At 46.7% G+C, this 18,901-nt stretch carries 15 protein-coding genes; 10 read left to right on the plus strand and 5 right to left on the minus strand.

The annotated features are described in order from the left end of the window. Positions 1 to 50 precede the first annotated feature (50 nt). The gene (locus NST40_RS01785) at positions 51 to 194 is read right to left on the minus strand and encodes a hypothetical protein (protein ID WP_167348483.1); all 144 of its coding nucleotides are present in this window, start codon (positions 192 to 194) and stop codon (positions 51 to 53) included. A gap of 305 nt (positions 195 to 499) precedes the next feature. Here NST40_RS01785 and NST40_RS01790 point away from each other — a divergent pair, with 305 nt between their 5' ends. After that, complete coding sequence (locus tag NST40_RS01790) at positions 500 to 3,622, plus strand: EAL domain-containing protein (protein WP_342410361.1); 3,123 nt, start codon at positions 500 to 502, stop codon at positions 3,620 to 3,622. A gap of 118 nt (positions 3,623 to 3,740) precedes the next feature. On the opposite strand, the gene NST40_RS01795 is transcribed toward NST40_RS01790, so the two are convergent. Then, positions 3,741 to 4,835 (minus strand): GGDEF domain-containing protein, encoded by a 1,095-nt coding sequence (locus tag NST40_RS01795; RefSeq protein WP_076124680.1) that lies wholly within the window; start codon positions 4,833 to 4,835, stop codon positions 3,741 to 3,743. A gap of 234 nt (positions 4,836 to 5,069) precedes the next feature. Here NST40_RS01795 and NST40_RS01800 point away from each other — a divergent pair, with 234 nt between their 5' ends. Next, positions 5,070 to 6,584 carry a methyl-accepting chemotaxis protein gene (locus tag NST40_RS01800; protein ID WP_342410362.1) on the plus strand — a complete coding sequence of 505 codons (1,515 nt, stop codon included), beginning with the start codon at positions 5,070 to 5,072 and terminating at the stop codon, positions 6,582 to 6,584. Between the two features lie 75 nt (positions 6,585 to 6,659). On the opposite strand, the gene NST40_RS01805 is transcribed toward NST40_RS01800, so the two are convergent. Next, positions 6,660 to 7,232 (minus strand): nucleotidyltransferase family protein, encoded by a 573-nt coding sequence (locus tag NST40_RS01805; protein ID WP_342410363.1) that lies wholly within the window; start codon positions 7,230 to 7,232, stop codon positions 6,660 to 6,662. A gap of 204 nt (positions 7,233 to 7,436) precedes the next feature. Here NST40_RS01805 and NST40_RS01810 point away from each other — a divergent pair, with 204 nt between their 5' ends. The 3 genes from NST40_RS01810 (at position 7,437) to NST40_RS01820 (ending at position 11,149) form a co-directional block, all read left to right on the plus strand. Further along, a complete protein-coding gene (locus tag NST40_RS01810) occupies positions 7,437 to 9,041 on the plus strand; it encodes a sensor histidine kinase (RefSeq protein WP_303047248.1) in 1,605 nt (534 codons plus the stop codon). Continuing rightward, positions 9,038 to 9,766, plus strand: coding sequence for a LytTR family DNA-binding domain-containing protein (locus NST40_RS01815; protein ID WP_076275969.1), 729 nt, complete (start codon positions 9,038 to 9,040; stop codon positions 9,764 to 9,766). Before NST40_RS01810 ends, NST40_RS01815 begins: the two co-directional genes overlap by 4 nt. 126 nt (positions 9,767 to 9,892) lie before the next feature. After that, entirely contained in the window at positions 9,893 to 11,149 is a 1,257-nt protein-coding gene (locus tag NST40_RS01820) for an OFA family MFS transporter (protein ID WP_139330079.1), read from the plus strand. Between the two features lie 343 nt (positions 11,150 to 11,492). On the opposite strand, the gene NST40_RS01825 is transcribed toward NST40_RS01820, so the two are convergent. Together NST40_RS01825 and NST40_RS01830 are read right to left on the minus strand one after the other, a co-directional pair. Continuing rightward, positions 11,493 to 11,936: a hypothetical protein gene (locus NST40_RS01825; protein WP_342410364.1), complete on the minus strand. Its 444-nt coding sequence runs from the start codon at positions 11,934 to 11,936 to the stop codon at positions 11,493 to 11,495. Positions 11,937 to 12,097: 161 nt separating this feature from the next. Continuing rightward, a complete protein-coding gene (locus NST40_RS01830; RefSeq protein ID WP_076275970.1) occupies positions 12,098 to 13,009 on the minus strand; it encodes an AraC family transcriptional regulator in 912 nt (303 codons plus the stop codon). A gap of 190 nt (positions 13,010 to 13,199) precedes the next feature. On the opposite strand from NST40_RS01830, the gene NST40_RS01835 reads away from it, so the two are divergent. From NST40_RS01835 to iolC, 5 genes are all read left to right on the plus strand, one after another. Then, positions 13,200 to 14,315, plus strand: coding sequence for a glycoside hydrolase family 88 protein (locus tag NST40_RS01835; protein ID WP_076275971.1), 1,116 nt, complete (start codon positions 13,200 to 13,202; stop codon positions 14,313 to 14,315). 127 nt (positions 14,316 to 14,442) lie between these two features. Beyond that, entirely contained in the window at positions 14,443 to 15,489 is a 1,047-nt protein-coding gene (iolG, locus tag NST40_RS01840) for an inositol 2-dehydrogenase (protein ID WP_339246024.1), read from the plus strand. A 42-nt stretch (positions 15,490 to 15,531) separates the two neighbouring features. Next, entirely contained in the window at positions 15,532 to 16,362 is an 831-nt protein-coding gene (gene iolB, locus NST40_RS01845) for a 5-deoxy-glucuronate isomerase (protein ID WP_076219003.1), read from the plus strand. Between the two features lie 181 nt (positions 16,363 to 16,543). Continuing rightward, positions 16,544 to 17,554, plus strand: a complete 1,011-nt coding sequence (locus tag NST40_RS01850; protein WP_076219002.1) for a LacI family DNA-binding transcriptional regulator — start codon at positions 16,544 to 16,546, stop codon at positions 17,552 to 17,554. 240 nt (positions 17,555 to 17,794) lie between these two features. Next, complete coding sequence (gene iolC, locus NST40_RS01855) at positions 17,795 to 18,805, plus strand: 5-dehydro-2-deoxygluconokinase (protein WP_076219001.1); 1,011 nt, start codon at positions 17,795 to 17,797, stop codon at positions 18,803 to 18,805. Positions 18,806 to 18,901 lie beyond the last annotated feature (96 nt).

Raw genomic sequence — 18,901 nt, forward strand, 5'->3', positions numbered from 1 at the left:
AAAAAAAGCCATGCCCCTAAATAAGGGAACATGGCGTATAATCGGAAGCATTATCTTGTCGGCAGACAGAGAATGTATTGCAATCTGGATTTAATTTCTTTTTGCCATTTCAAATCTCCAACTTTAACGGCAAGATTGAGCAGATCCAGATAATCGTCAACCTGTAATGTTGTTCGGGTAGAGGTAACGTTCATGGGTGATCAGTCTCCTTTTAACTTAAATATAGTAAATTGAAATTATTAACGCTTATAATAATGATAATCATTATCATCGTTTGTCGTTATTGCTATTATCCACATTTTCTATGTAAAAAGCAATATAAAAATCAAGACTTCGTAACTTTTATCATTTACAAATAAAAGAGTCCATCGAAAGATGGGGATTTGCGTATAATGTGTGGTTTTAGGAAAGAATTAGCAGGAATCTTACCATATTTTGTCGAATACTTTTTAGAATAATGCTTTAAATTCTAAATTTTAGCAAAAAGGGGAATTGGGCAATGAAGCGGTGCACAATGTTGCTTCTGATTATTTTTCTGCTTTTGCTCGTACCTCCTACAGCCGCTCACGCCGAAAGAGAGGATATAAGGTACCAAGTAGAACTGGAATATCCACCTTATAAATATGTAGAAAACGGGTATTTGACCGGGTTTGATATTAATTTGAGCACGATGATTTTTGAGAAGCAGGATTACCTTATTCACTACAGTACTGGGCAATGGGATGAAGTTTACAGTCGGCTGATTCAAGGAGATATTGAGATAGCAGGTCTTATGGCAATTACGGAGTCGCGTAACCAAGAGGTGTTATTTTCAGATCCAGTTATTAAGAATTATATTTCCATCTATGCAAGGCGAGAGCTTGAGGATGAGATCGATTTAAAGACGTTGGGAAGTTATAAGATTGGGTTAGGGAATGGACAGTATTCTGCAACCGTGCTGAACAGCAAGGTGGGGATTACAAATTACATAGAATATGCAACGACTCCTGAAGCTTTGAAGGCTTTAGAAAAGGGGGAAATCGACCTTCTATTTGAGAATCAGGAAGTGATTGATTATCTGATTGCAGAGCAGAAATTGAAGGGGAGTATTATCAAAAAAATGAGCAATCTCTACCCTAGGGATGTCGCTTTTGCAATAAGTAAATCCTCTCCGGAGCTAGTGACTTATGTTAACGAGAGATTGGATCGCCTGCATCGTTCAGGTGCTTTTGAAGAGCTGTATCAGCACTATTTCTTCGTTCATTCGGATTATTATAAAGTTATGATGCGCAATAGATTTATTGTGGGAGCCATTATTCTGCTCGGCCTTCTGATCATTAGTGCGGTTTTGCTAAAAATGTATATTAATCACTTACGGCGGGCGGTTTATTCGGAACAGCAATTTTTTGAGGATGTAATAGAGCATAGCGGTATGGTGGTTTGGGCTGTGCAGGCGGATAAAAAGGTAGTTCGGTTTAACAATTACGCTGAGCGAATGACGGGCCTATGCGAGAATGAAGTAGTGGGCAAAAACATTGAGGATATAGAGGGGCTGACAGGCAGTACGGCGGCTATTCGGAATCTGCTGGAAAGGGCCGTACAGCTTGACTATGTTGATAATATCGAGCATAAACTTCCGGACAATTCGCCAGCAGCGCGGTATTTTTCATTTCGGACCACCTTGTTGAAAGGATTGGATAAGCAGGCAGCTGATATTTTTGTGCTTGTAGGAGTGGATATCGATGAGCGCAAACAAAATGAGCTAAGGCTTCAGCAAAGTTATGAGGAACTGGAAGCTACTTACGAAGAGCTGTCAGCGACAGAGGTCGAGCTACAGGAGCAATTTGCTAAGCTGCAAGTAGGTGAACGACGGTTCAGTCTCGCGACAGAGGGTTCTGGTGCATACATGTGGGAGCTTGATTGGGAGACAGGACTGTATAATCTATCGGATCGCTGGTACAAGCTCATGGGCTATACGGAGGATGAAATCAATTCTTTCGAAAATGGGGTGCTTAGTATTATTCATCCCGATGACCAGCCATCATCCCAAAAGGCAAGACATGATCATCTGGCAGGTTTAACACCTATCTACGAGACGGAATACCGCATGCGGACCAAAGATAATCAGTTCGTCTGGTTTGAGATAAGTGGTAAAGCTATCGTTGATCCAAAGAATGAAGTTGTGTTATTTATCGGTTCGCTGATTGATATTAGTAAGCGGAAGCAGGTAGAGCTAAAGCTGAGCAACAGTTATCAGGAGCTTGAGGCAACCTATGAACAGCTTACAGCCACACAGCAGGAGCTTGTAGAGCAATACGATATGCTGGTGGAGAATCAAAAACACATGCATCGTCTAGCTTATGTGGATGAGCTTAGTAATCTACCCAACCGTGTATGTCTACTGGAATCTATGGAGAAATATCTGCAATGTTCAGGTGGCAAGGCGGCGCTGTTGTTCGTAGATACCGATAATTTTAAATACATCAATGATACCTTAGGGCATAAATCCGGTGATGTTCTTATTCAGAAGGCTAGCAAAAGGCTGCAGTCGGTGGTGCGGGAAGGAGATATGCTCTCTCGGCTCGGCGGGGATGAATTCGTGATTTTTATTAAGGATATAGAAAACCACGAGGATGTGTTAGACCTGGCGGAGCGGATCATGAGAGCGTTCAGGCAGTCCTTTTTAATCGGAGAGAGTTATTTGTACGTTTCCGTAAGCATCGGAATTTCCTTTTATCCGGAAGATGGGGAGACCACCGAGCAAATCTTAAAAAATGCGGATGTCGCTATGTACCGGGCAAAAGAGGATGGTAAGGGGACTTATGTGGTATATGACAAATCTATGCATACTGCGTTTAATGAACGGATGAATATAGAGAAACATTTGCGCAGTGCCATGAATAATAATGAGTTTGAGTTATATTATCAACCGCAGGTGGATATCCAGTCTGGATTAATCTCTGGTTTTGAGGCTTTAATTCGCTGGAATAGTCCAACGCTGGGCTTTGTATCTCCACTTTCCTTTATCAAAATCGCCGAGGATTCCAGGCTGATTATTTATATTGGAGAATGGGTGCTTAGGGAATCGTGCATCTTTATGAAGGGCATTCAAGATCGTATGGGCATTCCTTACAAGATATCAGTTAACATTTCCATTATTCAACTATTGCAGGATGATTTCGTCGAGATGGTGCAGGAAAGTCTGGCTGAAAGTGGGCTAAAGCCTAGTTGTCTTGAACTGGAAATCACCGAGTCTATTTTTATGGAATCGTTTGAGAGTATCGTGAATAAGCTTCAATTCCTCAAATCCCAAGGCATTCGTATTGCGCTGGATGATTTCGGAACGGGATACTCATCTCTTAGTTATTTGCAGCAATTGCCGATTTCTACGCTTAAAATGGATAAAACCTTTATCGATTCGCTTTCGGAAAAAGCTTACAGCCAGTCTTTTGTGCAGACCATTATACAGCTGGGCCACAATATGGGGCTGGAGGTCGTTGCGGAGGGAGTGGAAGAGATCAGCCAGCTGGATTTCCTCAGAAAATCGGGCTGCGATAAGGTACAGGGATATCTGGTTAGCAGACCTGTTCCGAAGCAGGAAGTGGTGGAGCTTTTGGAACCGCAGAAGCGTTACGGAATATAGCAGTGGATACACAGCCCTCATCTCAAGGTGGGGGTTTTTGGTATGAAATGCTTCTGAAATTAAGGCTTTGCAAAAAAAACAAGCTCCGACAGATAAACAGTGTCTGTGGAGCTTGTCACTAGCTGATGACAATTTTGTTCTTCCCGGTGTTTTTAGCTTCGTAAAGTGCATCATCAGCCTGCTGAAAAGTAGAATTTTTGGAGTCTGCACCTGTGTAATCATGCATCCCGATACTGACGGTTATGCTTTTCCCTTCCATTTCGGCAAAAGGGGTATCGGCGACTTTGGCTAGAATCTGTTGCATGATTTCATAGGATTGCTCAAAGGTTTTGGTTGTCAGAATGACAATGAATTCCTCGCCCCCGTACCGCGCGGCGAAATCATCAGGACCGATATACTCGAGCAGGATCGCTGCGACTTTTTGTAATACGATATCTCCAACGGAGTGTCCATAGCAATCATTTACTTTTTTGAAATTATCGATATCCATAACGGCAAGCTGCATGGAGAATGGATTACTCTGCTGATGCTCGATTAGCCAACCCAAATATTCGTGAAAAGTCTTGTGATTATACAGATCAGTCAGGGGATCTATCTTAGATAGACGATCCATGATTATATTCTGAATGCGTAATTCCTGTTCTGACTTGACGGAGTTCTGCAGGGATTGCATCAAATCACGTCCACGAACGATTACTGCAAAACCTGCCAAAGCAGTGCCTGCAAAAATAAGAGCGATAATGATTGTTTGGGTGATCGGGAAGTACTCGTGAATGGATGTCTTGGTGAATAAAATGATCGTGTACAGTAGAGAAATAGCAGAAGTGGCTATCATATAACTGCTCTTCAGATAGATCATCGAGACTAGTAGCGGGAACAGCATAATTAATGATTTAACATGCAACTCATCGCTGAGATTGACGATAATCAAAACCGCAAATAGATGGCTTGCAACCGTAATGGCGAGTTGGGCCCACAGAGGCCTCCATCTATAGATTACTTCTAGAATAATGATCAAACTCACTATGATGGAATCAGAAATCAACGAGTGCTCAATATAATCGTTCCTGGTTGGGGTTTCCGGACGCTGGCTCCATAAGGATAGAGAAACAATGAACTGAATACTTAAATACACAATCAGGATGATCCAGAATGAATTGAGAAGCACACGATTCCAATAGGTCTGACGAGGAGTTTGAGGTGTGGCGCGCATAATGTGATCCTCTTTTCCAGTGGCAATATGCTTATATATTCGACAATAAGCTCAGGTTTCCTCTTGATGGCTTTCTTGGAAGCGGGAGATCAACAAGCATCTTTATAAGGGGAGATTGCCTGGCCCGGGGAATGATTGATCGAAAAGGAATACTATAGAAAGTATTTCCTTTAATTAACTCTGCTGATATAATGTTAGAATACATAACATCAATCGAGTGGAGTGGAAGTAAAGATGCAGATCCGTCGAAACCAGATTTTCGTAGTCGTCCTGTTGCTTCTTGTCAGTGTGTACAGCTTATTGATTGATATGCTCTGGATGCATAAGCTGGTGATTATTCTGCTTATGGGTTCTCTAGGATGGTTCTCGCTGAATACATCCCGCTACGGTTATCGCAAAGAAACGCTGCTGAAGGATTCACAGAACAAAGTGGAGCTTCTTGGCAATGAGATTGTAGTTACCTCGGATCGGCTGCATGGTGCGCTTGAAGAAATCAGCCGCCATACAGAGCAGCTGCAGCAGACGACAGATTATTCACACGCGTATGAAACGGATTTAAGGATTCGCAGCAACGAAGCTAAAGCCAATATTGAAGGGGCTTATCAGACGATGGGCGGTGTAGCCTCAGTTACAGCACATATCGAAGAATTGACGGAAAAACTAGGCTCGAATATGCAATATGCTCGGCAAGGAATGACAGCAATGGTAGATTCCCTGAGCATTGCAGATGTGGTGATGAAGGATCTGCAAACACAGAGTGGGGACATGTTAGCTAAGTTTACTACCCTGAGTAATCATATTGCGATGGTAGAGGAGATCAATACATTGATTAACTCCATTGTGAATGAGACCTCGTTGCTCGCGCTGAATGCTTCTATTGAAGCGGCCCGGGCCGGTGAACAGGGCCGCGGATTTGCAGTAGTGGCCAGCCGGATTCGGCAGCTGGCTGATCAAAGCAAGAGCTCGGTAGACCGCTCCTCAGGCATCTTGCTAGACATTAATAATGGAGTACAGCAGGTGCTGGAATCCGTTACGAAAGAGCAAGTCTCAGTGGAGCGTGGGGTGAACGAGGTCGGCACGGTTAAGCTTCGACTCGATGATATCGCGTCGAGAGTAGATGAAGTAGGCAGCGCCGTGACGGAAACAATCGATGCTGCCGCGAAGCAGGGCAAGCTGATTGTAGAAGTGACAACGGAGCTGAGCGGTGCGGTGGCTATCGTGAATGAGACGATTGCCAATGTAGACCTTACGCTGGAGCAGGTGACACGGCAGCGGGATCAAATTGGGCAGCTGAACGAAGTCAGCGCCAATCTGTTAGCGGAGTCGCAATCCTTGCAGCAATCGGTTACTAGCATTGCGGGCAGAGCGGAAATTGAGATGAGCCAATATGCAGCCCGACTTCAGGAAATGCAGAGTCTCTTGGAGACGATTTCCGCCAAGGAAGAACTTTACGCTCCAGATACTGAAGTTCATCAAGGTGTTTTGAAAGCTTACATTAAGAAAATTCCAGATGTACAAGCCATTTGGTCCAATCGGACGGATGGAACCTTTATCTACTCCGAGCCAGCGGCTGGCCTGTTGAATGCTAAGCGGCGTGATTGGTGGAATGGGGCCATGAATGAGGGTGAATATGTCTCTAAACCTTATGTATCCGCGATTACGAAACGTTCTTGTATTACATTATCTAGAGCAATCCGGAATCGTCAGGGAGATGTAGTAGGCGTGGTTGGTATTGATTTAGCGGTGTAATAAAACAACAGCAGCAAGCCCTTCTGTAGCAGAGGCTTGCTGTCTTTTTTATTCCGATGCTAACACAACTTAGCTTTAGGTAGCGCTGACCTGCAATTGCTTCCACGTTGCCTGCCAGTTTTTTTGTGCCATTCGTTTTTCATAAATAGGGAGTAAGTTCGGATTATTGTTGAAATGAGGGGTAGCCCGTAACACTACATTAATAACATCTGCAATCCCATGCGGAGCGGTTAGGATAACCTTACCGTATTCATCTAAGGAAAGCCCAAGCGCTGTAGCTGTTTCCGGAAACTTGGAGATGGCATCTACAGATGACGTATAGGGCGCAAGGTTGTTAATGGTATGCATTCTTGCTTCATTCTTAACGGACCATGGCACATGGGGATTTAAATTTCTTAGTTTTGCCTCCCATTGCTTTTCCACTTCCTCATGAAGATTGCTGCCGTCATAATAAATAACATCAATATCTGGCAAAGGGGTCCGCTCTTCAAAGCCATGTAAGGTATCCCAGATTTTTGAACGTACAAACCCAGCACAAACCCACCAGTCAGGTAACTGTAGCGATCTGGCATTTTCTAAAATATCCATCATCCAGGGATCATTATGTACAAGCTGAATGATATCTGCCTCGAGTTCTATCTTGTGCAAACTGCCACCTCCGAATATTCATGCTTCCAATCTGTTAATATCATACAACAAGAGTTTCAATAGAGGTATAAAGGGACAGGCTGAATGGACAGAGGCATGAACTATCTTTATAATGAATCGACATCGAGACCTTTGGAGGCGGTGACCGTGCAATATACGTTTACTATATTACTGCAATTGTTGGAAAGAGCTGCGTTATTGCTGATGTGTCTGTTTGTATTGACTCGTCTGCCGCGGTTTAAAGAGGTTTTTCAAAAAGGGAGTTACGCTCCGCAAGAGCTTGCTATTGCAACGATGATCTTCAGCTTATTTGCCATTTTCGGCACTTATAGCGGGATTAATGTGGAAGGTTCGCTTGTGAATGTGCGAATTATCGCCATCGTATCTGGCGGGATTTTGTTCGGACCATGGGTTGGACTTATAACAGGCATCATCTCAGGGGTTCACCGTTTTCTGATTGATATCGGAGGGGTAACCTCTCTTCCTTGTCTGATTACGAGTATCACCGCAGGCATAGTGTCTGGGATAATCTATCGCCGCACCTCTGGTGAACGTCGCTGGATAGCAGGGATTTTGGCGGGAATGGCCTGTGAGGCACTGACGATGCTGCTCATTCTAGCGATGGCTCAGCCGATGTCGCTGGGTGTGGATATCGTGTCCAAGATCGCTTTTCCGATGATTATGAGCCAGATTAGTGTCGGCCTGATTGTTGTGCTAGTGCAGAGCGTGGAAGGTGAGAAGGAACGGATCGCGGCTAAGCAGTCCAAGCTGGCGCTTGATATTGCCAATAAGACCTTGCCGTATTTTCGCAATATTAATCAGGAGTCGCTGCACACCATCTGCCAGATCATCAAAGAGGATATCGGTGCAGACGCTGTAGCCATTACCGATACTCGGTTTATTCGTGCCTATGTTGGCGTGGGTGAGGAGGATTATGAGACAACTAACGATATTATCAGTGAGGAAACTAAAGTAACGTTGTCCAGTGGTGAAATTACCATCCGTAACGATGATAGTGATTACGTGAATCCGCAGATCAAGTCGCTGATCATTATTCCTTTGAAGGAAAAGGGTGAGGTGACGGGAGCGCTCAAAATCTATTACACCAAAGCCCACAAGATTACCTATTCGCTTCAAGCTATGGCCGTGGGTCTGTCGCAAATGATCTCTACCTTGATGGAAGTGTCGCGGGTGGAAGGCATTAAGGAAATGGCGAACAAAGCGGAGCTGAAGGCACTGCAGACCAGCATTAACCCGCATTTTTTGTTCAATGCACTGAATGCGATTGCGTCCTCGATTCGAATTAATCCGGATAAGGCACGCGAGCTGATTGTGAATCTGTCCGGTTATATGAGATACAATCTGGAGCTTACCGATGAATTCATTGATATCAAACGAGAGCTACAGCAGGTCCAGCAATACGTAGAGATCGAAAAGGCGCGTTTTGGAAGCCGGCTTAACGTGCTTTATGATATTGATGAGGTTCAGGTTCGGATTCCGAGTCTGATCATTCAGCCGCTTGTAGAAAATGCGATTATACATGGCATACTGAAGGTAAGAGGGACAGGAACAGTAACGATTTCTGTAAAAGACCAAGGGGATACCGTACGGGTGGGCATTCGCGATACCGGAGCTGGCATCAGCGAGGAAACGATAGAGAAGGTCTATACTGGCGATATGCCGGAGAATAAAATCGGGCTGTTTAATGTACACCAACGGGTAAAGCTGATCTATGGGACTGGACTTACCATTCAGAGATTGGATAAAGGGACGAACATCTTTTTTGATGTTAAAAAGGAGGACCAATGAGAGCGATCATTGTAGAAGATGAAGAGCTGGCAAGACAGGAGCTGGCTTATTTAATAGAGACGCACAGCGGGATCGATATAACGGCACAGTTTGAAGATGGGCTGGACGCGCTTAAATTTTTGCAGAGTGATACGGTAGATGTGATTTTTCTGGATATTAATATTCCTTCCATCGATGGGGTGCTTTTGGCACAAAATATCAGTAGATTCTCGGTAAAACCCTACATAGTGTTCATCACTGCGTATAAGGAGCATGCCGCTGAGGCGTTTGAGATTGAAGCTTTTGACTATATTCTTAAGCCTTATAGCGAGGTACGCATCAAAGCCATGCTGCACAAGCTGGAAAATGCGTTTGCCAGCCGTGGACGACAGGGGGAAGAAGAGCGTAATCCGGTCAGTGACAAGGTTAATCTGTGGAAAAATGAAAAGATTATCGTAGTGAATGCCGACGATATTTATTACGCCTCCGCGCAGGAAAAAAGTACAAGTGTGATGACTAAAGGTGAGGAATACAGCATGGCACTTAGTATTAGCGATTTCTTTCAGCGGCTGCCGCAGGATCGTTTTTTTCGCTGCCATCGTTCCTATATTGTTAACCTGTCCAAGATCAAGGAAATCATCCCGTGGTTCAACAATACGTATTTGCTGCGCCTGCATGATTTAGGTTTTGAAGTGCCGGTAAGTCGTAGTAAGGTAAAGGAATTCAGGCAGATTATGCGCTTATAAATGCAATTCATTCTTCATTTCCGTCATCTCATGCCGGATTTCTCTCAACATCGGCTGGTTTAGCTACAATAAAGAGGCGATAGAAGCTCTTGTAGCAGACAACGAGAGAGAAAGAAGGAAAAGACCATGACTACGACAATGGACAGCAAAAGCACCAAACGGTGGCTAATCGTATTAGGTACAGTAATTATGCAAATGGGCCTAGGTACCATCTATACATGGAGTTTATTTAATGCGCATCTGGTAACAAAATTTGGCTGGGAGCTTAACTCCGTTTCGATTACTTTTTCTATAACGAGCTTTGCACTCGCTTTCGCGACTTTGTTCGCAGGGAAGCTGCAGGATCGTTTCGGGCTTCGCCGTTTGACTGCTACTGCTGGGATTGTGCTCGGACTAGGGTTGATTCTTAGCTCTCAAGCCAATTCACTCTTCATGTTCTATTTATTGGTTGGGGTGATCGTTGGTTTTGCGGATGGGACAGCTTATATCACTTCATTATCTAATTTAATTAAATGGTTTCCGAATAATAAAGGTTTAATCTCCGGCGTGTCCGTTGGTGCTTATGGAACGGGGAGTTTGATCTTTAAATATATTAACGGCGGGTTGATTGACTCAGTGGGTGTGTCTAATACATTTATGTATTGGGGTTTGATTGTTATGGGCATGATTGTAATCGGTTCCTTGCTCGTAAGAGAAGCTCCGGTTCAAGCGGCCCCAGCACCAGCGGGTTCAACGACAGCTACAGTAATGAGTTCACCGAAAGACTATACGGTCAAAGAAATGCTGCGGACAAAAGAAGCTTATCTGCTATTTATCATCTTTTTCACCGCTTGTATGTGTGGTCTGTATTTGATCGGTATTGTAAAAGATATCGGCGTGCAGCTGGCTGGACTTGATGTACAGACAGCAGCTAGTGCGGTGGCTATGATTGCGATCTTTAATACAGCGGGACGTTTAATTCTGGGTGCTTTATCTGACAAAATGAGTCGCTTGAAGCTGGTAGGCGCATCGCTTGCTGTAACTGCGGCGGCTATGCTGACCCTCAGCTACGCGACCCTGAATTTCGGACTTTTCTTCACTTGTGTAGCAGCCATTGCGTTCTGCTTTGGCGGGAATATCACGGTGTTCCCCGCCATTGTCAGCGACTTCTTCGGACTGAAAAATCACAGTAAGAACTACGGAATCGTTTACCAAGGTTTTGGTATTGGTGCCCTTTCCGGTTCGTTTATCGCCGTCTTCCTAGGCGGATTTAAACCAACCTTTGTTATCTTTGGCCTCTTGTGCCTGCTGGCCTGCATCATCGCGATTTCTCTGAAACCGCCAGTGGCGAAGTCGAAAGAGAAAAAAGCGCTGCGTCTCAAAGCAACGGAACGTACGGCTTAAGATGTAATTGAAGTTAGAACCAGGCAGTGATTCTCCCGTTAGTGGAGAATCGCTGCCTGGTTTTTTTGATTTGTGGTGGCTTGCTGAGCTGTGACTTGTTTGGGCGGATTATCTTCAATTGGGAGAAGGAGTTTTGATGGGATCTGAGAAGTAACTGCATTCAGTGCAACTATTCCGTATGAAATAGTGAATCTTCGGATTTTAGTTGTATTCTGTACAACTAAAAACTCGAGATGTAGCTTATAGGCGAAAAAACCAAGGAAATAGTTGCACCAAATACAGCTATATCTAATGGTGGCGTGATGCGTGAAAAAATAGTTGTATGAAATACAGTTAAACGTGACTACCCTTGCACCAGCACCAGCACCAGCACCAGCACCAGCACCAGCACCAGCACCAGCACCAGCACCAGCACCAGCACCAGCACCAGCACCAGCACCAGCACCAGCACCAGCACCAGCACCAGCACCAGCACCAGCACCAGCACCAGCACCAGCACCAGCACCAGCACCAGCACCAGCACCAGCACCAGCACCAGCACCAGCACCAGCACCAGCACCAGCACCAGCACCAGCACCAGCACCAGCACCAGCACCAGCACCAGCACCAGCACCAGCACCAGCACCAGCACCAGCACCAGCACCAGCACCAGCACCAGCACCAGCACCAGCACCAGCACCAGCACCAGCACCAGCACCAGCACCAGCACCAGCACCAGCACCAGCACCAGCACCAGCACCAGCACCAGCACCAGCACCAGCACCAGCACCAGCACCAGTACCTGCATCTATACCAACATGTGTGTGCCTGCACCATCACTTTTGCTATCCCTTCGTCTCTCTTTTGCGTCTAAACATTGCCTCTGTTACTGCTCAATATAGTTACTTAGAGGGTAGATAGATTTGTCGGACGCACAGCGGATTTTTTGTAACTAGGTAAGCAAGTACATCAATAGGAAAATGTGGTTGAAGCAGTGTTGGATATGACCTGGTTCTTGCGGAACTCGGATGGGGACATCCCGCTAAGTTTATTGAATATGCGGTTGAACTGGGAGAAGCTGTTGAATCCGCATTGCCCGGCGATCTCGGAAATCTTCAGGCGGGTGTAGATCAGCAATTGCTGGGCATTACGGACCCGGGTCATCTGAATATATTCTGTCAGCGTGGAGCCGGTAATTAACTTAAATTGGTGTGATAAGTAATAGGAGCTGATAAAGAACTCTTTAGCGAGGAAATCAAGGGACAACTCGCTGCTGTAATGGCTATGGATGTATGCGGTGATCGAGTAGATTTTTTGCATAATGGCATTTCCAATCTCCTCTGGGACATAGCTGTTCTGGTCTCTACGCTGGTATAAAGCACAGAGGAACTGTTGGAAAAGGCTGTGAATCAGTACTGGATTTAACGGTGAAGTGCTGTGTGACAAGGTGAAGATAGCGTTAAGAGGATCAAACACGGCTTTGCGCAACTCTTTTGGCAAACGGTAGATCGGTATTTCTTCCCAAAATGAGAGAAACATACTTTTGTAAGCGTTATCTAAACCGGGTATATCCTTGGGCATGGCGAAGTTTATGATCAGCCGCTTAAACGGCGGCCCTTCCGGATATTGTGTCTTATGCAACCGATAAGGACGCAGGAGCACGATGTCATACTGCTGGAGGGCGCAGACATTCCCATCGATAATATGAGTGGCTCGGGAATCCATCAAGATATGAATCTCGTAAAAATCATGAAAATGCTGAAACTCCATATTGATATCGTGAGAACGCTGGTCATAATCAAAATAATAAAAAAGGGGATCTACGGGCGTGTTGATACGTACGCTATACCCTTGTTCGTACAGTAAGTCGCTTTCAAGCAAATGCTCTCACCGCCTTATTCTGTAATATGCACTTATTATAGGTTCAGAAAAGCAAGATTTGCAATATATGAGGGTTATTACAGCAAATATAAAGTAGTTTTTGTATGGAATGGTTTGATATATTACGGGTGAATGGAACTACCCAACATGAGGGAAGACCCAAAATGGCAGGCGAAGGGGCGCAAAACAGATGAACAACAGCCGGATTAGTAAAGTTGAGATCATTGAAAAGCTGAACCGCGTGACGGATAAGCTGCTGAAGCTGGAGCGGCCGGAAAACGAAGCCGAACTGCAAAATTTAGGGGAGGATGCGGGACGAAGGGGGTATTTTGCCCGTGATTTTGGCATGGAGGAATGGGATTGGCCGCAGGGAGTGGGGCTTTACGGACTTCAAAAGCTTGAGCAGCATTTCAAGGATGAGCGTTATCAAGAATATGCCAAGCTTTGGATGAGCAAGCAATTGGGCAAGGGACTGCCGAGCCGGAATATCAATACAACAGCACCGTTGCTGTCATTAATGGAACTGAAGGAAGCGGAGGAATTAAGCCTGGAATGGGTACAGTGGTTGATGCATGGCCTGCCGCGGACGGAGGAGTCTGGTTATCAGCATGTTACAACAGGAGCGAGCAAGGATGAAGTTACGCTCAATGATAATGAAATCTGGATTGATACGTTATTTATGGCTATTTTGTTCACGGCAAAAATGGGTGTCAAATACGATAATTCCGCATGGCGGCAAGCGTCGCTTTACCAACTGCTGCTGCATATCAAATACCTGTATGATAAAAAGACGGGGCTGTTTTTTCATGGCTGGCATTTTGGCGGCCGGCATAATTTCAGCGAAGCCTTCTGGTGCCGGGGCAATAGCTGGTTTACACTCGGCCTGCCTGAATACCTGGAGTTGATGGGGCCGTATCTGGACAGTGGAGTGTTTGAATATCTTCAACAGATCCTGAACGCACAGGCAACAGCTTTATTAGCCTGCCAGAGCGGAGACGGATTATGGCATACGCTGCTGGACGACTCTAACAGTTATACTGAAACGTCAGGCTCAGCAGCTATCGCAGCGGGTATTTTGCGTAGCGTACGCAGGGGGTTGTTGCCGGAATCGTATGCAGATCATGCCCTGAAAGCGATCCGGGCGGTGCTGGACAGAATTGACGATGAAGGCACGGTGCTTGGTGTATCCGGCGGCACTCCGATTGGTGCTGCAAAAGAAGATTATAAGGAAATCATTATTGCCCCTATGGCCTACGGGCAGGCCATGGTTTTAGTCGCACTAGGTGAAGCGTTACATTACTGTTGAGGAGGAGTAGATAGCTAAGGAGAGAGTTAAAAAAGCTGGAGAAATATTTGCTTGTAACTTCACTTGTGCTTGGAGTATACTATTTTCGGAATGGTTAAGCGCTTACCTTGAAGGAGGATAAGCAAACATGGTAAATCCGATCGTAGTTGGCATTATTGGGGCAGGCAGAATTGGCCGGCTTCATGCAGATAATCTGCGTGTGATGCCGTCGTTTAAGTTGAAATCCATTGCGGAGGCTGTGGTAAGTGAGGAATTGCTGGTCTGGGCAGAGAGCCGGAATCTTGGCTCTGCATTTGTGAATGGGCAAGACATTCTGAATGACCCTGAGATTGAGGCTGTGTTTATCTGCACACCTACGGATACCCACGCCTCTTGGATTGAGCTAGCGGCCCGGGCTGGAAAACATATTTTCTGTGAAAAGCCGATCAGCCTGTCGTCAGAGTTTACCCACCAGGCACTGAAGATAGTGGAGGATGAGGGTGTATTGCTACAGGTCGGCTTCAACCGGCGAATGGACCCTAGCTTCCGCAAACTTAAGCAACTGGTTCAATCAGGAGAGCTAGGCAGTCCACATATTGTGAAGATCACATCACGTGATCCGCAGCCTCCGGGTGAGGCTTATGTGCGGTCTTCCGGCGGGATGTTTATGGATATGACGATTCACGATTTTGATATGGCCCGTTATCTGATGGGTGAGGAAGTAACAGAAGTTTATACCCGAGGTGCCAATCTCGTTGATCCGATGTTTGGGCGCTGCGATGATGTGGATACAGCTGTCATCACGCTGACCTTTGCCAGTGGCGCAATCTGCGTCATTGATAACAGCCGTAAGGCTGTATATGGTTATGATCAACGCGTGGAGGTGTTCGGTTCCTGCGGCTCAGCCACCGCCGATAACTGCCGTCCAACAACTGTAGAAGTTTCAACCGCTGCTTCGGTCACACGCGATCAACCGCTTCATTTCTTTCTCGAGCGGTATAACCAGGCTTTCGTGGAAGAGGTTGCCGCATTTGCCCGGGCAATCCGCCTGCAGGAGCCTATCATTTGCAGCGGGCTTGACGGGCGACAGGCGGAACGGATTGCCGAAGCCGCTAAGGAATCCTATCTTACCGGGCTTCCGGTCAAGTTGTCTTCTTGTGCCGGAGAGGGAATATCGGCGACACAAGCTTTGTAAGCGGATGCAGATGCTGAAGGAAGATGGGTGAGGTCTGTGAAGATGTCCAATCTAATCATAAAAGCCGGAGCACCCGGCAAAGATGGACTTGTAGCGGCAGTTAGCAAGGAGAGCGCTGGATGGGAGTATGTAGGTTTTGAAGTGTACCAGCTGCAGGTTGGGGATACGCTGAGCCGCAGCGCGGAAGGGAATGAAATCTGTCTGGTGCTGCTGGCGGGCAAGGCGGATGTGAGAGCAGGCGCCCAGTTGTTCGCCGGGATCGGTGAACGTATGTCTGTATTTGAGGATTTGCCGCCGTATGCGGTGTATATTCCGGCGGGAGGGCATTATGAAGTTACGGCCTTGACGGAGCTGGAACTTGCGGTTTGCCTTGCACCAGGAACGGGTAAATATGCGCCGCGTTTGATCGCTCCGTGCGATACTGTGGCCGAAGCACGCGGTTCTGGCAGTATGTCACGGCGAGTGGTCAACATTTTGCCTGAGCAGAGTGAAGCCGAGAGCCTGCTGGTCGTGGAAGTACGTACGGGTGGCGGCAATTGGTCCAGCTATCCTCCGCACAAGCATGACTGTGACAATCTACCTGCTGAGTCTTACCTGGAAGAGACATACTACCACCGGGTTAACCCGGCTCATGGTTTTGTAGTGCAGCGGGTGTATAATGACGATCGCAGCCTTGATGAGACGATGGCCGTGTCTGACCGCAGTATTGTATTGGTTCCGGAGGGCTATCATCCTGTATCGGCACCGCCGGGTTATGATTCTTATTATCTCAATGTGATGGCAGGTCCGGTCCGCACATGGGTTTTTCATAATGATCCGGAACATGAATGGCTGTTCGAGATGCAGCAACACCAGAAGGATAAGAAGAAATAGTGTAGCAGCACGCACGAAAAGGGGGCTTCCGCAAGGCGGAGGCTCCTTCTTTGTGTCGATGTATTGACCAAATGCTCGCCACAGTAACAGAGTCTCTTGCACCGCTGAATAGACACTGTCAGAAGAGTTCCTTATAATCTAGGTATAGGATTGTACGAACGTAAAGGCGGGCTCACTAACGATGAAACCTACGATATATGATGTGGCACGGGAAGCGGGAGTCTCCATCGCTACGGTGTCCAAGGTGTTGAACAAGAATGGGAGAATTAGCGATAAGACACGGGAGAAGGTTCATCGGATCATGGAGGAGCTGAATTACCAGCCGAGTCTGGTGGCCTCTGCGCTGACGAGTCGCCGAACGGGAACGATCGGGCTGATGATTCCCGATATTTCCAACCCTTTTTTTGCTGAGGCGGCCCGAGGTATTGAGGATTATGCTCAGGAGCAGGGAAGCGACTTGATTGTATGCAGTACTGACCGGGATGATGAGAAGGCGGCCCGGTATATCTCACTGCTCCTGCGTAAACGGGTGGACGGTATAATCATTGCTTCTCATACAGGGAATCCGGATATGGTCCGCCGCCTGCTGGCTGATCACGTACCGCTTGTGTTATTTTCGGCTGATATCCGGAGGATGGAGAGCAACAGCGTCACGGTGGATGACTATAAGGGAGGCTATCAGGCGACAGAATATCTGTTGTCCTTGGGCCATCGCAGGCTCGGCATTATCTCTGACAATTTACCGGGGAGTAAGCTGCGCGTGGAAGGCTTTATGGATGCGCTCAAGGCAGCGGGTGTTGGCTTTGACAATCCGGCTAATCTCACGCATACCTCAGCCACACTGGAGAACGGCCGCAAAGCGGCTGCCGCGATGCTGGCTCAGGCGCAGGAAGACCGGCCGACCGCCATATTCGCCTGCAATGATCTGCTCGCGATTGGGATATTGAAGGAGGCGCGCAGCGCAGGCTTGTCAATTCCCCGTGATCTGTCCGTAGTGGGTTTTGACAATACAATGCTGGCTGAAATTTGCCATCCCACCTTGACCAGCATTGCTCAGCCTCTGCGTGAGATGACGGAACAGGCGATGATTCTGCTGAACCAATCTATCGACAATCCCGATAGTCCTAAGCGCAAGATCATGCTGATGCCGGAACTGATAGTCCGCCATTCCACCGGACCGGCACCGAATTAGGAAGACACAAACTCTACAAACGGAGTAAGAACGCCGACTCCTATCTGAAGACCTGTACCTCGCTTAGCGGCGAGGTACAGGTCTTTTCTTTGTTTTTTTCTGGTACATAAGTTCAGGATTGCCAAACTCCAATTTCTAAACTATACTAATGGAAATTAGGTTAAGCGCTTAACCCATTCCCCGATGATTGTTGTATCTCATTAATCCATTTTACTGAAGTTTTCTCAAGGAGGCCTCATAATGAACGGTTTACAGTTCGATCCTGCACGACCGCTGGATTTAATCGCTGTCGGTCGGCTCTGTATTGACTTAAACGCTAATGAAACCGGAAGACCAATGGAAGAGACACTGACGTTTACCAAATATGTCGGCGGCTCTCCCGCCAATATCGTAATTGGAGCAGCACGGCTAGGGATGCGCACTGGCTTTATCGGTAAGATATCCGATGATCAGATGGGCCGTTTTATCCGAACTTATCTGCAAAGGAATGGCATTGACGATAGCCAGGTGAGTGTTGACCAGACCGGTGCAGTGACTGGGCTTGCTTTTACTGAAATAAAGAGTCCTCAGGAGTGCAGCATTCTGATGTACCGGGATCATGTGGCTGATTTGCTGCTGAGTACGGAGGAGATCTCGGAAGAGTATATTCGGAAGTCCAAGGCACTGCTGATCTCAGGTACTGCACTGGCACAAAGTCCGTCCCGTGAGGCTGTGTTTGTCGCTTTGGAGTTCGCCCGCAAGCACAATGTCACTGTATTTTTTGATCTGGATTATCGCCCCTATACTTGGAAGTCAGCCGCAGAAACAGCGGTCTATTATAATCTAGCAGCTGAGAAATGCGATTGTATCATCGGTACCCGTGAGGAATTTAATATGATGGAGAGCCTGTACAATGTGACAGATGCAGATGACGAAGCAACAGTTAACCGCTGGTTCTCGCACCAAGCAAAGCTGGTCGTTATCAAGCATGGCGGGAGTGGTTCAATCTCCTACACGGCGGATGGGCAGAAGCATCGGAGCGGTATTTTTCCCGCTAAAGTATTGAAGACATTTGGAGCCGGAGATTCTTACGCCTCAGCCTTCATTCACAGTCTAATGCGGGGAGAAAGCGTCGGTGAGGCCATGCGCCGCGGCAGCGCGTCGGCATCCATTGTCATCTCCCGCCACAGCTGTTCGGATGCCATGCCAACCTCGGACGAATTGGAAGCGTTTTTATTGTCTAACGAGGAAATCACTTCAGGTGCAGAGTAAGTAGGCAGAGGTTGGAGAGGACACAACTCAAACAACCCCAGATCGAATAGCTATGCAAGATTAGATTAGATTAGATTAGATTAGATTAGATTCGCG

The organism is Paenibacillus sp. FSL R10-2778 (assembly GCF_038593035.1).
In the GTDB taxonomy this organism is placed as follows: Bacteria; Bacillota; Bacilli; order Paenibacillales; family Paenibacillaceae; genus Paenibacillus_AQ; species Paenibacillus_AQ odorifer.

Excerpts from the sequence above, each read along its gene's own strand:
- NST40_RS01800 (WP_342410362.1), top strand. The coding sequence starts at position 5,070 with ATGCAGATCCGTCGAAACCAGATTTTCGTAGTCGTCCTGTTGCTTCTT.
- NST40_RS01815 (WP_076275969.1), top strand. The coding sequence starts at position 9,038 with ATGAGAGCGATCATTGTAGAAGATGAAGAGCTGGCAAGACAGGAGCTG.
- iolG (WP_339246024.1), top strand. The coding sequence starts at position 14,443 with ATGGTAAATCCGATCGTAGTTGGCATTATTGGGGCAGGCAGAATTGGC.
- NST40_RS01820 (WP_139330079.1), top strand. The coding sequence starts at position 9,893 with ATGACTACGACAATGGACAGCAAAAGCACCAAACGGTGGCTAATCGTA.
- NST40_RS01835 (WP_076275971.1), top strand. The coding sequence starts at position 13,200 with ATGAACAACAGCCGGATTAGTAAAGTTGAGATCATTGAAAAGCTGAAC.
- NST40_RS01810 (WP_303047248.1), top strand. The coding sequence starts at position 7,437 with ATGTGTCTGTTTGTATTGACTCGTCTGCCGCGGTTTAAAGAGGTTTTT.
- NST40_RS01825 (WP_342410364.1), bottom strand. The coding sequence starts at position 11,936 with ATGCAGGTACTGGTGCTGGTGCTGGTGCTGGTGCTGGTGCTGGTGCTG.
- NST40_RS01850 (WP_076219002.1), top strand. The coding sequence starts at position 16,544 with ATGAAACCTACGATATATGATGTGGCACGGGAAGCGGGAGTCTCCATC.
- NST40_RS01785 (WP_167348483.1), bottom strand. The coding sequence starts at position 194 with ATGAACGTTACCTCTACCCGAACAACATTACAGGTTGACGATTATCTG.
- NST40_RS01795 (WP_076124680.1), bottom strand. The coding sequence starts at position 4,835 with ATGCGCGCCACACCTCAAACTCCTCGTCAGACCTATTGGAATCGTGTG.
- iolC (WP_076219001.1), top strand. The coding sequence starts at position 17,795 with ATGAACGGTTTACAGTTCGATCCTGCACGACCGCTGGATTTAATCGCT.
- iolB (WP_076219003.1), top strand. The coding sequence starts at position 15,532 with ATGTCCAATCTAATCATAAAAGCCGGAGCACCCGGCAAAGATGGACTT.
- NST40_RS01790 (WP_342410361.1), top strand. The coding sequence starts at position 500 with ATGAAGCGGTGCACAATGTTGCTTCTGATTATTTTTCTGCTTTTGCTC.